Raw genomic sequence first — 13,804 nt, 5'->3', positions numbered from 1 at the left:
CGATTGGTATCATAGGGGGGCTATCGCGTCGTGTTCGATCGGGACTGCCTTAGCCAGTCGTTCGATCGCGATTCGACAGTGCCCTTGTGGGCCCCGCCAGAACTAAGCCACCGTTGCAACTTTTGCTGCCGCGTTGGCCCTGGCCCAGGCTCGCCCCATAACTTGACTGCCCAAGCCTCTTTCCTCGTTCGGAGCAATACAAATGCTGGCGCTTAAAATCACTGTATACGTTGTTGTCTCGTTCTTCATTGGCCTGTTTGTGTTTGGTTTTCTGTCCAACGACCCGGCCCGGAACCCCAACCGTCGCGATTTTGAATAAACCTGGGCTGGATTTTGGAATGCCATCGCGGGCCATCGATGGGTTGCCCATCAGCGCGATCGCAATTCCAAACTCAATCCGGTTCCTTGTGTTGATGATGAAACTCAGCGATAGCGACCAGTTTGCTACGCTGAGTTTTTGTGTGTGGCAGCAAGGATCCGAATGGCGGCATCTCCTGCCATATCCCCAGTACAATGACCACGCAAGCACGCTCACCCAGCGGATCGCTTAGGGCTGAGTGGTGGCCGGCTGGATGGTTTACTTGCGATCGAGATCCGGCTCGATGGTGTGGTTGATTGTCGTGATTTTTTGCTCATTGGACGACTGATTTATGCCCTATCCGGTGCTACCGCCCGAGATGCCGCCGCTAGTCCAGGACGTGGCTGTAACGCGGGAAACTGAGCCGACGGCCGCCGAGGGCGATCGCCCCCCTGAGCCAAATTCAACTGCCCCTGCATTGGTTCCATTGCGCCGGTTGGGATCTCTGCCACCTCGGCCGGTTCGCAGCTTGCGGCCCGGCTCCTTGCGAGATTTTCGGCAACAGTACCGCCAAGACCGGCGGGCCGCCGACCAATTGGGGCCGGATCGGGCCTTGATTCACATCGATCGGCAAATTGATCCGCCCAGCCGACAAAACCCGCCCCGCCCGCAAACCGACGAGCGGCCAACCGCCACCAGCAACGGGAAAAACCCGCCGGCTGGATTGCCGCCACTGCGTCGCTGGGCAAGACCCACTCGCGATCAAACAACGCCCCCCCAATTAACCCAGTCCACCGATCAACCGTCAGCCACCAACCCTGGCCAACTCGGGGGATCCACAGCAGCCGGATCCACAGCAGCCGGATCCACGGTCTACGCCGCCCAGGATTCAACGAATCCACCCAATGCTCAAGGCGCTGGGCAACGGCTCCGGGCAGATAGTTTTGATGAGGATCCCCTGCGGAATGTGCCGCCCCTGTTTCCTCGGGAAGGGCCAGGGCCGGTGACCGAACCGCCCAACGGAACCGAGGGGCAAGAAGCACCCCCTCCAACCCCCACAACGGGCGATCCACCATTCCCGCCGCGATCGAGCGATCAACCGCCATCCCCCACGGATCCGCAACCGACGGAGCGACCGATCGACCCCGATCGACCGCCCCAACCGGTGAATGCGGGCGACCCCAATAATTCACCGACCCGAACCGATCGACCCGGGGGCGGCCGGCCCCCGCGGCCGGAATTGCCTAACTTGCCGCCCGGCGCGATCGGGGCGATTGAGGTAACGGCCGATCAACAGGAATTCGACTCGGTTCGGCAAATTTTCATCGCGATCGGCAACGTCACCATGCGTTACCAAGGAGCCGTGATCAATGCCGATCGGCTCCAGGTCAGCCTTGATAATCGGATTGCCCTCGCAGAAGGCAACGTAGCCCTCACCCGCGGCCAGCAGGTGATTCGAGGCGCAAGGATGGAATACAACCTGGTGCAGGGGGATGGTTCCCTGTTTGAGAGCTACGGCGAAATTTTCCAGCCCACCACTGGCGAAGACTTTGCCCCGGCCGAGGTGATCACCGCTGGGCCCTATAATCCCGCCCTCGATCGGCCCTTGAGCGATCGCATTTCCGCCAACGAGCCGCTGCGGGAGGTGCGCCAAACGGGGCAATTTGGGCTGCAAGTGGGCACGGGCAATTTTGGGCTATTGGATCCGCCGCCGGGCCAGGTGGGCGAGGTGCAAAACTTCCGCTTCCAGGCCGATCGGGTGGATTTTGACCCCAATGGCTGGGTCGCCCAAAACGTGCGGATTACCAACGATCCCTTCTCGCCCCCGGAAACGGAAATTCGGGCCGATCGGGCCCGGCTGCGGCGCTTGTCGCCCTTGCGGGATGAGCTAATCGCCGATCGGCCCCGGGTGGTGTTTGACAATCGCTTTACCCTGCCCCTGTTGGTGCGTCGAACGGTGATCGATCGCCGGGAACAGCCGCCCCAGCCCTTTGAAATTCGCTACGACGGTGAAGATCGAGGCGGGCTATACATTCAACGGCAGTTCGACGTAATTCGCACACCCCGAGTTCGTCTGCGGGTCACGCCTCAATACCTGATCCAGCGGGCCCTATTTGACGAAGAAGCCAACGGGCCGATCGGGCTAGATGTGTTGGGTTTGCAAGCCCGACTAACGGCGCAATTGTCCCCCACCACTTCTCTGCTGGGTGTGGTGCGGGCCGTGACCCTCGATCCCGATCGCTTTGAAGATGACTTCCGGGGCAGCGTTCGGCTCAATCAAATCATCCCCACCGGTTGGGGCCCCCATTCCCTCACCCTGGAATATAGCTATCGCGATCGGCTGTTTAACGGCTCCTTTGGGTTCCGCACCGTGCAGCGCAGCATCGGGGCCGTCTTTGCCTCGCCCCAAATCCGGATCGGCAACACCGGCTTCATTGCCAACTACCAATTGGGCTACCAAAACATCAATGCCCAATCGGACTTTGGTGATCTGATTGATGAACCCAGCCGCAACACGGACGATCGAATCACCCTCGATCGCACCCAAATGGCGATTGCAGTGGCCCGCCCGATCGTCCTGTGGCGTGGCGAAGCCTTGCCGGCCACGCCCGAAGCCGGCCTGCGCTACAGTCCCGTGGCCCTGCGGCCGAGCATTGTGCTGGTTCCCCGCTTGCAGATGGTTTGGCAAAACTACAGCAGCGGCGACTATCAAAACGTGCTCACCGGCTCGATCGTCCTCCAGGGACAGTTGGGCCATTTTTCCCGTCCTTGGCTAGACTACACAGCCTTCACCTTGGGCTACATCGAAAACTGGCGACATGGTTCCTCGCCCTTCCTGTTCGATCGCGTCGGTGATGCGCGGGTGGTGGTCGTTGGCCTCACTCAGCAAATTTATGGCCCCTTCCGGGTTGGCTTCCAACAGGTCTACAACGTCGATACGGGCGAACGGATCGACAGTAACTACACCTTGGAATATAGCCGCCGCACCTACGGTCTGCTGTTGCGCGTTGATCCAGAGCGCCAATCCGGCTCCCTGCAACTGCGCATCACAGATTTCAACTGGACGGGCAGCGGCCAGGAATTTGGTGATATCTAGGCCAAACTCTCGATATGGCCTGATCACCTTGACCTCAAGCCTTGATCTAAAACGATCGGCACGTCATGAAACAGATGCCATGAAGCGATTAACAGGTGGGCAATGCCCATCCCACAGGCCGCTCAAACCTTGCTCTTAAATGGGCAGGTTGGCCCTGGGGTCGAACGACTCGATCGCCCGTAATTGCTCATACAACGCCAACTCATCGGTACTTAACTGGGTTGGCGTAGCAATTTGAATTTCCACAATCTGATCGCCCCGGCGATCGCGGTTGATCGGATAGCCCTTATTCGACAGACGCAGCCGCTGGCCGTGGCGCACCCCGCGCGGCAGGTTCATCTTCACCATCCCATCCAAGGTCGGTACCTCGATCGCGCTGCCCAACACCGCCTCGCTGGGAGTGACGGGCACTTCGCAATAGAGATCGACCCCCTCCAACCGGAAAAAGTCGTGGGGGGCGACGGTGATTTTCAGGAACAAATCACCCCCATTAATCCCCTGATTTTTGAGGCGGATTCGCTGGCCCGTCACCAACCCTGGCGGCATGTTCACCTCCAGCGATCGGCCGTCTTCTAGCCGAATTCGTTCCCGACCACCGCTAAAGGCCTTTTCTAGGGGAATGGTTAACCGTGCTTCCGCGTCCCGGGCAACCGGTGGTTTCACGGTATAGGCCGTGCGGGTTGTGCCAGGCCGGTAGTAATCTCGATTGCCCGGTTGGGGTGGGGCCGTCGGTTCGCCGCGTCGATTCAACAGCCGATCGACAAAGCTATTGAAGTCAATAAACTCGCTGTAGTCCAGGTTGTCCGCCACCCGGGGCTCGGAGCGATCGCCCCAGGTGCGTCCTGCCGCCGCCCGGCGGGCATTTTGGAATCCTTTCTGTTTCCAAAATTTGCTGTATTCGTCGTACTGGGCCCGCTTGGTTGTGTCCGACAGCACCTCGTAGGCTTCGCCAATGTCCTTGAATCGCTCTTCGGCTTCCTTGTTTCCGGGGTTCAGGTCGGGGTGATATTGCCGAGCCAGTCGCCGGAAGGCCCGTTTAATTTCGTCGCCGCTGGCCTCTTTGGCAACACCGAGAATTGCGTAGTAGTTGCGGAAGTTTTGCATTCGGGGAGGTCAAGTTCAAACGGCTGCGATCGCGATCGGCGCTTCGGCTTTCCAGCTTACCGCGATGGGCCCTTAGGCGTTCGATCGGCTAACCGATCCGGTCAATTGGCAGCGCGATCGGCCATCTTCGGCCATCTAATGACTTGGCCGCAGGTTGCGATCGCCCAACCCTTCCAAGCGCGATCGGCAGCAGGTGACCGGAGCCTAATCGGGAGCCTAATCGGGAGCGTCATGGATCAACCCGCATGTCTTGATCCATGTCTTGATCGGAGATGTCCCCTGACCCCGGGCGATCGCCCCTCAGCTATAGTGAGGGGATGGAGCCAATCACGGCGCGATCGCCCGTCCGGCTCGAATTTTTGACTTGTTATTTGCTGATTAAACCCATCATGGCCGCAAAACCCGCTGCTCCCTCCTTTTCCATGGAGGACTTCATGGCTGCCCTCGACGAAAAAACCGTCTCTTTTGAGGCGGGGCAACGGGTCAAGGGCAAACCTTTTGAGTACGCCAACGACGGGGTTTATGTAGACATTGGCGGCAAATCCGCTGCGTTTTTGCCGGTGCGCGAAGCCGCCATGCGCGAACCCTCGGGCGCTGAGGAACTGCAAAACCTGTTGCCGCCCAATGTGGAGCGCGAGTTCATTGTGCTCAAGGAAGCCAACGCCGATGGTCAGGTGACCATTTCGATTCGACAGATGGTGTTGGATCAGGCCTGGAAGGAGTTGGCCAAGGCCCAAGAGGAAAAACAGGCGATCGCCGCCCGTGTGAATGGGGTCAACAAAGGCGGTGTGACGGCGGCCGTGATGGGCTTGCGGGGGTTCATTCCCCGATCGCACCTGGTGGAACGGGAGGATTTGGACTCGTTGGTGGGCCAAACCTTGACCGTCGTGCCGATCGAGGTGAACCGCAATGCTAAAAAATTGGTGCTCTCGAACCGGGAAGCGGCCAAGGTGGGCCTGATGGCACGTCTGAAGGTCAACCAACTGATTGAAGGTAAAATCACCGGGATTCGCCCCTTTGGTGTGTTTGTGAGCTTTGAGGGCAACACCGGGCTGCTGCATGTCAAGCAAATGAGCCAAGCCCATGTGGCCTCGATCGAGGATCTGTTCAGCCAGGGCGAAAGGATCCGCGCCGTGATTATGGAAATTGATGAGTGGAAGGGACGGATCGCCCTTTCGACGGCGGTGCTGGAAAATCATCGGGGCGAAATGCTGGAAAACAAGACCACGGTGATGACCGAGGCGATCGCCCGTCATGCCCAGCTTTATCCCCACTGGGACGCAGAACCGGAGCCGATCGCGGAGTCCAACCCGGAGCCGACCAAGCAGCCCACTGCCCCGGAAGCCACAGACTCGATCGCACCGACTGACTCAACCGAATCAACCGAATCGACCGCAGCCCAGGCCAACCCCGAGGCGATCGCCCCGGAAACACCAGACAACCCGGCAGCACCGGAACCCGCCACCAAGCCAGAACCGGCCCCTGCGCCCAAGGCTCCGATCCGACTGGTGGACTTGAAACCGAAACCTAGCCGCGCTCCTGAGTCGGACGCATAGCACCTATGATCCCGATCGCCCTGGTCTTGGCCCTTTGCCTAGAGTGGGCGATCGCCCCGGCGGCGATCGCGGGTTTGCCTCCTAGCCCACTCACCCAAGCCACCCCGCAGCAACCGGCAGAAATCCGGAGCGATCGGCTGGGGTTCAATGGCCTGCGCTTGGGCGACAATCCCCAGCGGGTGCGCGCTCGGCTCGGCCGGCCCCAACGCACCCAAAACCAGCCCCCTGGCAACTATGGCCGCTACGAATCTTGGTATTACCCCAACCTGATTTTGGGCTTTGGTGATGGAGCGTTGGCCATGATCACAACGACGCAACCCAACTGGGGAACAGCTGAAGGGGTACGGGTGGGCGATCGCTCCAGCCGCATCCTGGCCATTTACGGAGAACCCAATTGGCGCGATTCCGATCGCTGGGGCTACCTGACCGATGACGGGGCTTTTTTGACCTTGCGCCTACGGGGCGATCGAGTCGTGGAAATCCTCTGCGGTTGGTTGCCCGATTGAGTTGGTTGCCCAATTGAATGATTCAGCACCCATGAGCAACCATGGCTAAAAAGCAAAAATTTCCGCATCTCTTGGGTTCCAAGTGGACAGCCCGCCAGCGCACCTTTGGTTGGCGACATTTCCAGGTGAACAATCGCAAAAATGAGGGCGATCGGGTCTATGCGGAATTGGTGGCCTCCTGCGATCCCAACGCGCGGTTTTGGATTGATGCACGCAATCTCAAAAACCGAAATCTGTGGGCAGCGGGCTGGCAAACCCTCGAAGAAATTGAAATTCTGGCAGCGGTCGATCGGGGCGATGACCTGAGCGAAGAGGTGGAAGTGCTGTACCCAGACGCACTTTGATGCCCAGCCCCCAGCCGCCACTTGGAAGGGCCATGGGGCTAGGGCCTGTCGTCATCTCCTAGAATCAGTTGATTTTCCATGCACAACCGTCGTAACAAGATGCTCAAGCCCCTTCCCACCCGATCGATCAACGGGGAAATTGGGGTTGCAAGCACAATGGAAATCAACGGAGAGGGTGGGATTCGAACCCACGGAACCTTGCGGCTCACTCGATTTCAAGTCGAGCGCATTCGACCACTCTGCCACCTCTCCCGGTAAGCCCTGTTATTTTACCGCTGTCGGCGCAAAATCGACCCCTGATTCTGAGATTTCCCACCCGGTCAGCGGAATTTGAAACTGCTGCGGGGCTGCGATCGCGGCCAAATCTGCCCGGAACTGCACCACGGGGCCGATGATGGCGATCGCCGGGGCAGAAAATCCCGTTTCGGTCACTCGATCGCACACCGTTTCCAGGGTGGCCACCAATTCCGCCTGTTCAGGACGGGTTCCCCACCGAATCAACGCCACGGGATCGGTGGGCGATCGCCCCGCTGAAATCAAGGCGGGCACAATCTGGTTGAGGTTATGCACACCCATATAAATCACAATCGTCTCAGCGCTTTGGGCGATCGCTGACCAGTTCACCTGGGGACGATATTTCCCCGCCGACTCGTGCCCCGTCACAAACACCACCGATGAGCTGTAGTCGCGATGGGTTAAGGGAATGCCCGCATAGGCCGGCGCAGCGATGCCCGCCGTCACGCCCGGCACCACCTCCACCGGCACACCCGATCGCAGCAGATCCTGCATTTCTTCGCCCCCTCGGCCAAACACAAAGGGATCGCCCCCTTTCAGCCGCACCACAATCGCCGCTGTCTGGGCTTTTTCAATCAGTAATTGGGTGGTTTCTGCTTGCAACTTTGAGTGACGGCCCCGGCGTTTTCCCGCGTCAATTCGTTCCGCCTGGGGATTAATCATGGCTAGAATCGGGGCACTCACCAACGCATCGTAAACCACCACATCGGCCAATTCGAGCAATGTCTTTCCCTTCAGGGTCAGCAAGCCCGGATCGCCAGGGCCCGCCCCCACCAAATAAACCTTCCCGATCGGCTGGGGAGTCGCAAAGTCGGTCATGAATGAGAACTACCGAAACGTTCGAGAAATGATCTTAGAGGATGCCTGGGAAATATTTGGGGGAGCAATTTTTGGGCCATGAACCACCCAAGTTGCCCAATCGTGCCTATTGGGGTTTGCATTTACCCGCCCGGATCAACCCCACACGCTTGGCGATCGCCTCCGCCAAATTTCCATAGGGGCCCCACCGATCGCCCGCTGGATGGGGATTGGGCAAATCCGCCAGCCGATCGCTCGGCACAATTTCGCAGCGATCGTCTGCACAGCGCACAATATAGAATTCCGGGACTTCCATCAACGCCTTCAATCTGTTGATTAACCCTAGTTGTCGAAATTACCGATCAGCCGATCAATTAATCAATCAACCAATTAATCAATCAATCAATGAGCCGATCGCCGGTTGATGAACAGCAGCTTACTCCCCCAAGGATCAATCAGCTATCGGGGAGCAGTGGCGGCACTGGCCCCGCCATTTTCGCCATCCTTCAGGTTGGCAATTTCCCCTTGCAACACTTCCAAAGCCTTGGCGTATTGGGCATCTTCTAGCGTGCCAATTTTGTCGCGATTTTCACTCAGGAACTCCCGTTGTTGATCGGTCAATTCCACCTTGATATCGGGATCGATCCCGTGTTTGTTGATGTCGCGACCGCTGGGAGTCAAATATTTAGCCACCGTCACCGCCATCCCGGAACCATCGCCCAGGTTGCGCACCGACTGCACCAACCCTTTCCCAAAGGTTTTCGTACCAATCAAAACAGCGCGCTTATTGTCCTGCAACGCTCCAGACAGAATTTCACTGGCACTGGCCGATCCTCCATCCACCAAAACCACGAGGGGTTTGCCTGTGAGGGCGGTGCGGTTGGCCTGTTGGCGATCGGTCTCGCCGTTGCGATCGACCGTGGACACGATCGCCCCCTCATTCATCCACATCCGCGCAATGTCAATGCTGGCATACAGCAAGCCACCGGGATTGGAGCGTAAATCCAACACATAGCCAGAAACATTTTGGGATTCTAGCTTTTGGATGGCTTCGCGCATTTCCGTGGCCGCGTTGGCGCTGAACTGGGTCAGGCGAATATAGCCGATCGGGGCTGTGCCGTCCTTGGGCCGCTCGCTGAAGCTCACCGGATGCAGCTCAATCCGGGCCCGCTCGATCGTGTAAGTCATGGTGCGATCGCCCCGTTGCAGGGTCAACACCACCGTGGTTCCCACCGGGCCGCGAATCAGCTTCACGGCTTGGTTAATATCCATCCCCTTGGTGGATTTGCCGTCAATGGTCAGGATTTTATCCTTCGACAAAATGCCCGCCTTGGCCGCCGGGGAGCCATCGATCGGGGAAACAACGACCAATTCCTTGGTTTTCTTGTCTTCGCCCAACTGCAACCCCACCCCCGTCAGTTCGCCGGAGGTGTCGATTTGCATGTTGCGGAACTCATCGGGATCCATGAAGCGGGTGTAAGGATCGCCGAGTTTTTCCAACATTTCCCGAATCGCTTTGTAGGCTGCTTCGGGTTGGGTATAGTCGCGGTTCAAGTAATCTTGGCGCACCGCTTGCCAGTCCACCTGGTTGAAGGTGCCATCCACATAGAGCCGATCGACAATTTGCCAAACCTCGTCAATCACTTCCTTCGGGTTTTCTTGGAAGAAAGCATGACCTTGCGAAAGGTGAATGCCCGCGCCTGTCAGAGTCACAGCAGCCACCGTTGTGGCCGCCGCACCTAAAACGAGCTTGCTATTCGCGATCGGCATAAGGCTCTAGTTCATCATTCGCGCGTCTCATTCTCATCATAGTGTTTTGCCGGGTCGATGGCGATTGGCAAGGAAATTAGGACATCACTTGATTGAACAGGCTGCCCAGGGCGATCGCTTGGGCCCGGGGCATTTGGCCATAGCTGAACCGATAGGGAGTTTTTGACCCCAACAGCGGCCGCATGGTTTCGAGCAGGTAAGGACTGCCGTATAAAATCACGCCCGCCAATTGCTGGGATTCCTGAAGGGCTTTCAGCCAAGCGATCGCCCCTTGGGTGAGGTTGGCGCTGCCTCGGAAGGGATTGCCCCGGGCAAAAATTTGCAAAAGGGTGGGTTGTTGGGCCGCCAGGGAACCGATCGCCTCGAAATCCACCGGGCTGTAGCTGTCTACAATTTGTAGTTGCCCGATGCCCCACTGGCGCGGCCAGGCAATCGCCGGGACAAATTGCCCCAGAAAGTCGCTGGCGATCGCGTCATCCACCACGATCAAATTGCGGGCGATCGGGCGCTGGGTTGGAGTATCGGCCGGGGAGCCGATCGCCGCTGCGGGGGTCAGCTCCGCCAGCGTGCCCAAATTTTCCAAGGCTTCTTGGGCCAAGGTGCGATCGGGCGTTTCGGGTGTCTCGGGCGATCGGGGCAGAACCAACACCCCATTGCCACCGCCTAAGCTGCCCTCCAAAATGGCCGTCACGGTGGCCTGGTGCTGGGGCTGGCCCAATTGTCCCCGCAGGTCGATCGCGCTGGGGGGAACATCGGCCGCCTGTCGATCGGCCCCCTGAAAAACCTTGCCCTTGGCTTGCCAAATCCGCGCCACCGATTCCCGAATTCGTTCCGGGGAAATGCGTCCCGCCTCCACGGCCCGCGCCACGGCCGCGATCGCCCCCGGGGGATCCACCGGCATCAACAAAATATCGGCCCCCGCTTCCACGGCCATCACGGGTGCTTCGTTGGCCCCGTAGTGGCGGGCGATCGCCCCCATCACCAGCGCATCGGTCACAATCAGCCCCCCAAAGCCCAAGTCTTGCCGCAGCAACTGGGTCAAAATCGGTCGCGACAGGGTGGCGGGCCGTTGGGCATCGAGGGCGGGAATTTGCAAATGGGCGCTCATCACCGCATCCACACCGGCCTCGATCGCCGCCACAAAGGGGGGCAACTCGATCGCGTTCAATCGTGGGCGATCGTGGGGAATCACCGGCAGAGACAAATGGGAATCGATCGCCGTGTCGCCATGGCCCGGAAAATGCTTGGCCGCCGTCAAAATCGGGAATTGATGGGCCCCGGCAATGAAGGCCGCGGCCAGTTGCCCGACCAATTGCGGATCGTCCCCAAACGATCGCACGTTAATCACCGGGTTAGCCGGGTTGTTATTCACATCCACCACCGGCCCCAACAACCAATTCAGCCCGATCGCTTGGGCTTCCGCTGCCGTCATGGCTCCCAAATCGCGAGCCAGGGCCAACGCTTGGGGGCAATCCTGCTGGGCCAACGCGCCGAGGGCCATCAGGGGCGGCCCTTGGGTGGCTCCCCCAAACCGCTGCCCCACGCCCTCTTCAATGTCCGCCGCAATCAGCAGAGGCACGGGGGCCCACCGTTGAAACTCATGGGTTCGCAGCGCCACTTCCGCCGCGCCCCCACCTAGCAAAATCACGCCCCCCACGCCCCACTCCTGGATCCAAGATTCCAGCACCGAGGCGATCGGCTCCCAAGCGGGATAGCGAATTTGGGCATCGAACAGAAAACCCGAAGCCCGCACAACAACCATTTGAGCAATCTGTTGGCGCAGGGTCAGGCGATCAAGGTCAGGCAAGGGGGATGGGGCCGAAACAGTCATGGCAGCAACTCTAGGCAATTTCTCGCGATTCCTGGTGGAACCATAACCAACAACGCGGCCCTGCGGCGAAATTCCTGATTGCCACGATCGTTAACGAACCCGACAAAGGGCCGATCGTCAAATTGCCTGAAACCCCGATTCCACCGTTAGCGGATCGTGGGAGACGAGGGGCTTAAGCCCCTTGTTACGACGATTGGGGCACGGAACATGAACCATTTCAGCCTCACATCGAGCAATGACGATCGGGTCTAACCGCCTCTCAAGGTAGGTCGATCGCCCCCATGGCCTCAAGGGCTTTCCACAACACTGCTACCCCCACTTGTTCCGACACCGCTTGGGGATCAAACTTGCCATCAGCCACGTACTTTCCCGTTTGATAGTGATTGCTCCCGCTCCACAGATAGGGCGTGAGCACCGTGGGGCGATAGAGCCGATAGCCAAAACCGTTGAACCGCTCGGCTCGCCACAGCCAAGCCCCCAAGGAGCGATCCTTCACGCGCGGGCCGTCAAACTCCTTGAGGGTGAGGGCATCGATCGCGCTGTCTTCCCAAGTTTTGAAGGGGCCCCGCCCGATCGGCTCGATCGTGGTGCGCTGGCTGAGGGGTTGCCCGTTGTGTAAATGGCAGCGAAAGTCACAGTTGGACTCTAGGTTATGAATCGCCGCCACAAACCACCAGGGCACTTGAATCGCAGTTTCAATGGCCCCATAGCGCGATCGGAACTTCAAGGCTCGATCGGCTGCTTGTTTGGCCCTGGCTTGCCAATTGGAGCGAATTTGGCAAGTTTCCCAGAGGCGATCGTATTCAGGCTTCAGATCCGGAAGGCGGGTGGAGGAAACCATCGCGAGGACAACGACTGGCGTTGCAATCTCTCTGCTAAGTCCACGATAACGCTGGGCGGGAGGCAGGCAACTGGGTTGAGGGAATTGTTAACAGCGATCGACCGGAAGATGATCGGGAAACTCCTGCTCTTGGGCCAGGGCCCGAATGGCTGTCCATTCCCGATCGCTCAAGGGTTCTTCCTCCAGCTCGATCGCGAACGTGTCCCGAGCCGCCTGGGTCAGGGTCGCCACCAGGTGCGATCGGGACAGGGGCGGCAACCGGGGTTCCGGCGGCTCCGTGCCAAAGATCTGGCCATGGAGCGATCGGTTGGGATGCAGGGCGATCGAACCATGCTGCAACACCGCCGCCCCTCGCAGATATTGAGCGCTGCCGATTAACTTTTCGCCGCCGTCAGCCAGCACCAAATCCGCATCGGTGGCCAGCGCAAAACAGTTGGCTTGGTTACGCAAACCGACCGATCGCCCCTCGCCAAACCGCAACTCCACCCCCAGAGCCTGCCAACCCGCAATCAAAAATTGACAAATGCGGCAATAGGCATCCCGACGGCTGCCGAACTGGGAGCCAATGACCGCATAGGTGAGGTCATTCCCATGGAGCACGGCCCGGCCCCCCGTGGGCCGCCGCACCAGGGGAACCGGGCGATCGGCCCATTGCAACCGTTCCCAAGCGGCCGGGTAACGCCGTTGATGGAACCCCAGGGAAATCGTGGGTTCCGACCAGGTATAAAACCGCAAAACCGGCGGGCCCGCTGCTTGAACATGCTGCTCAAACAACCAGCGATCGATCGCCATTTGCACCGCGCCGGATTCGTTCAAGGTTGGGATCAGTCGCCAGCGATCGCCCATAGCCTCAATTTGTGAATATATCAATCGCGGCCCCACGACTCGCCAGGACAAGCCGCCCTAACCAAATTCCGCTTGCAGTGCTTCGTCATTGTCATCGGCGATCGAAGCTACCAACGTAATCGATCGGGAAATTTCCCCCGGCGACAGTTCCGCCACCGTGCGGGTTGTGGTCACCACCACGGAATTTTCCGCGATCGCATAGCGGGCCTCAAAGGTGCTTAACCAATTGGCCGCCATCAGTTTTTTCAGCAACCCGGCCTCGTCCTTCACCGGCAAATTCAACACCGATGACCAAACCGTCAACGTGTCATCGTCCGTTTCGCCCGTCAGTTGCACATAGACCTCCACCGAGCCGTATTGAAACCGCCAAAGGGACGATCCGCCGCTGCGATTCACCATGGCGCTGTTTTCCGTCGCCAAGCTGGAGATCACCGTTTCGATCGTCTCGATCGCGCTGGTGGGTTCTTCTGCCATATCCAACAAAGCTTCTTCCGCCGCCGTTGTCATAGGTCTAAGTCA

General features: G+C 59.0%; 13 protein-coding genes and 1 tRNA gene. 5 read left to right on the top strand and 9 right to left on the bottom strand.

The annotated features are described in order from the left end of the window. The first annotated feature begins 202 nt into the window (after positions 1-202). Together AC2IAX_RS14840 and AC2IAX_RS14835 are read left to right on the top strand one after the other, a co-directional pair. Entirely contained in the window at positions 203-319 is a 117-nt protein-coding gene (locus tag AC2IAX_RS14840) for a photosystem II reaction center protein I (RefSeq protein ID WP_099531763.1), read from the top strand. 331 nt (positions 320-650) lie between these two features. Next, positions 651-3,395 (top strand): DUF3769 domain-containing protein, encoded by a 2,745-nt coding sequence (locus tag AC2IAX_RS14835; protein WP_494388165.1) that lies wholly within the window; start codon positions 651-653, stop codon positions 3,393-3,395. A gap of 135 nt (positions 3,396-3,530) precedes the next feature. Here the strand turns inward: AC2IAX_RS14835 and AC2IAX_RS14830 are convergent, their stop codons facing one another. Then, positions 3,531-4,499, bottom strand: coding sequence for a DnaJ C-terminal domain-containing protein (locus tag AC2IAX_RS14830; protein WP_494388164.1), 969 nt, complete (start codon positions 4,497-4,499; stop codon positions 3,531-3,533). A 272-nt stretch (positions 4,500-4,771) separates the two neighbouring features. Between AC2IAX_RS14830 and AC2IAX_RS14825 the strand changes: the two genes are divergently transcribed. Genes AC2IAX_RS14825 through AC2IAX_RS14815 form a run of 3 tightly spaced genes read left to right on the top strand, consistent with a single transcriptional unit; the run spans position 4,772 to position 6,905 of the window. Further along, entirely contained in the window at positions 4,772-6,055 is a 1,284-nt protein-coding gene (locus AC2IAX_RS14825; RefSeq protein WP_494388163.1) for a S1 RNA-binding domain-containing protein, read from the top strand. 5 nt (positions 6,056-6,060) lie between these two features. Next, positions 6,061-6,561: a hypothetical protein gene (locus tag AC2IAX_RS14820; protein ID WP_494388162.1), complete on the top strand. Its 501-nt coding sequence runs from the start codon at positions 6,061-6,063 to the stop codon at positions 6,559-6,561. 41 nt (positions 6,562-6,602) lie between these two features. Beyond that, positions 6,603-6,905: a TIGR02450 family Trp-rich protein gene (locus AC2IAX_RS14815; RefSeq protein WP_494388161.1), complete on the top strand. Its 303-nt coding sequence runs from the start codon at positions 6,603-6,605 to the stop codon at positions 6,903-6,905. Positions 6,906-7,072: 167 nt separating this feature from the next. Here the strand turns inward: AC2IAX_RS14815 and AC2IAX_RS14810 are convergent. From AC2IAX_RS14810 to AC2IAX_RS14775, 8 genes are all read right to left on the bottom strand, one after another. Then, positions 7,073-7,157 (bottom strand) — tRNA-Ser (locus AC2IAX_RS14810). A gap of 12 nt (positions 7,158-7,169) precedes the next feature. Beyond that, complete coding sequence (gene cobA / locus AC2IAX_RS14805; protein ID WP_494388160.1) at positions 7,170-8,018, bottom strand: uroporphyrinogen-III C-methyltransferase; 849 nt, start codon at positions 8,016-8,018, stop codon at positions 7,170-7,172. Between the two features lie 106 nt (positions 8,019-8,124). Beyond that, positions 8,125-8,313, bottom strand: coding sequence for a DDE transposase family protein (locus AC2IAX_RS14800; RefSeq protein ID WP_494388159.1), 189 nt, complete (start codon positions 8,311-8,313; stop codon positions 8,125-8,127). A gap of 143 nt (positions 8,314-8,456) precedes the next feature. Further along, complete coding sequence (ctpC, locus tag AC2IAX_RS14795; protein WP_494388158.1) at positions 8,457-9,767, bottom strand: carboxyl-terminal processing protease CtpC; 1,311 nt, start codon at positions 9,765-9,767, stop codon at positions 8,457-8,459. 76 nt (positions 9,768-9,843) lie between these two features. Further along, the gene (locus AC2IAX_RS14790) at positions 9,844-11,598 is read right to left on the bottom strand and encodes a glycoside hydrolase family 3 N-terminal domain-containing protein (RefSeq protein WP_494388157.1); all 1,755 of its coding nucleotides are present in this window, start codon (positions 11,596-11,598) and stop codon (positions 9,844-9,846) included. A gap of 259 nt (positions 11,599-11,857) precedes the next feature. Beyond that, complete coding sequence (locus AC2IAX_RS14785; protein ID WP_494388156.1) at positions 11,858-12,439, bottom strand: hypothetical protein; 582 nt, start codon at positions 12,437-12,439, stop codon at positions 11,858-11,860. 87 nt (positions 12,440-12,526) lie between these two features. Beyond that, positions 12,527-13,285, bottom strand: a complete 759-nt coding sequence (locus AC2IAX_RS14780) for a lipoate--protein ligase family protein (RefSeq protein WP_494388155.1) — start codon at positions 13,283-13,285, stop codon at positions 12,527-12,529. A 57-nt stretch (positions 13,286-13,342) separates the two neighbouring features. Then, on the bottom strand, positions 13,343-13,792 hold the full coding sequence (locus AC2IAX_RS14775; RefSeq protein WP_494388154.1) for a YbjN domain-containing protein: 450 nt from the start codon (positions 13,790-13,792) through the stop codon (positions 13,343-13,345). Positions 13,793-13,804 lie beyond the last annotated feature (12 nt).

Source organism: Limnothrix sp. HT2024 (genome assembly GCF_059138625.1).
Note: the sequence above shows the minus strand (reverse complement) of the source record. Positions and strands in the feature narration are given on the sequence as shown.

What these genes read in the sequence shown, in the direction of transcription:
- AC2IAX_RS14790 (WP_494388157.1), bottom strand. Translation starts at nt 11,598, where the DNA reads ATGACTGTTTCGGCCCCATCCCCCTTGCCTGACCTTGATCGCCTGACC.
- ctpC (WP_494388158.1), bottom strand. Translation starts at nt 9,767, where the DNA reads ATGCCGATCGCGAATAGCAAGCTCGTTTTAGGTGCGGCGGCCACAACG.
- AC2IAX_RS14825 (WP_494388163.1), top strand. Translation starts at nt 4,772, where the DNA reads ATGTCCCCTGACCCCGGGCGATCGCCCCTCAGCTATAGTGAGGGGATG.
- AC2IAX_RS14780 (WP_494388155.1), bottom strand. Translation starts at nt 13,285, where the DNA reads ATGGGCGATCGCTGGCGACTGATCCCAACCTTGAACGAATCCGGCGCG.
- AC2IAX_RS14815 (WP_494388161.1), top strand. Translation starts at nt 6,603, where the DNA reads ATGGCTAAAAAGCAAAAATTTCCGCATCTCTTGGGTTCCAAGTGGACA.
- AC2IAX_RS14830 (WP_494388164.1), bottom strand. Translation starts at nt 4,499, where the DNA reads ATGCAAAACTTCCGCAACTACTACGCAATTCTCGGTGTTGCCAAAGAG.
- AC2IAX_RS14835 (WP_494388165.1), top strand. Translation starts at nt 651, where the DNA reads ATGCCCTATCCGGTGCTACCGCCCGAGATGCCGCCGCTAGTCCAGGAC.
- AC2IAX_RS14800 (WP_494388159.1), bottom strand. Translation starts at nt 8,313, where the DNA reads ATGGAAGTCCCGGAATTCTATATTGTGCGCTGTGCAGACGATCGCTGC.
- cobA (WP_494388160.1), bottom strand. Translation starts at nt 8,018, where the DNA reads ATGACCGACTTTGCGACTCCCCAGCCGATCGGGAAGGTTTATTTGGTG.
- AC2IAX_RS14840 (WP_099531763.1), top strand. Translation starts at nt 203, where the DNA reads ATGCTGGCGCTTAAAATCACTGTATACGTTGTTGTCTCGTTCTTCATT.
- AC2IAX_RS14775 (WP_494388154.1), bottom strand. Translation starts at nt 13,792, where the DNA reads ATGACAACGGCGGCGGAAGAAGCTTTGTTGGATATGGCAGAAGAACCC.
- AC2IAX_RS14820 (WP_494388162.1), top strand. Translation starts at nt 6,061, where the DNA reads ATGATCCCGATCGCCCTGGTCTTGGCCCTTTGCCTAGAGTGGGCGATC.
- AC2IAX_RS14785 (WP_494388156.1), bottom strand. Translation starts at nt 12,439, where the DNA reads ATGGTTTCCTCCACCCGCCTTCCGGATCTGAAGCCTGAATACGATCGC.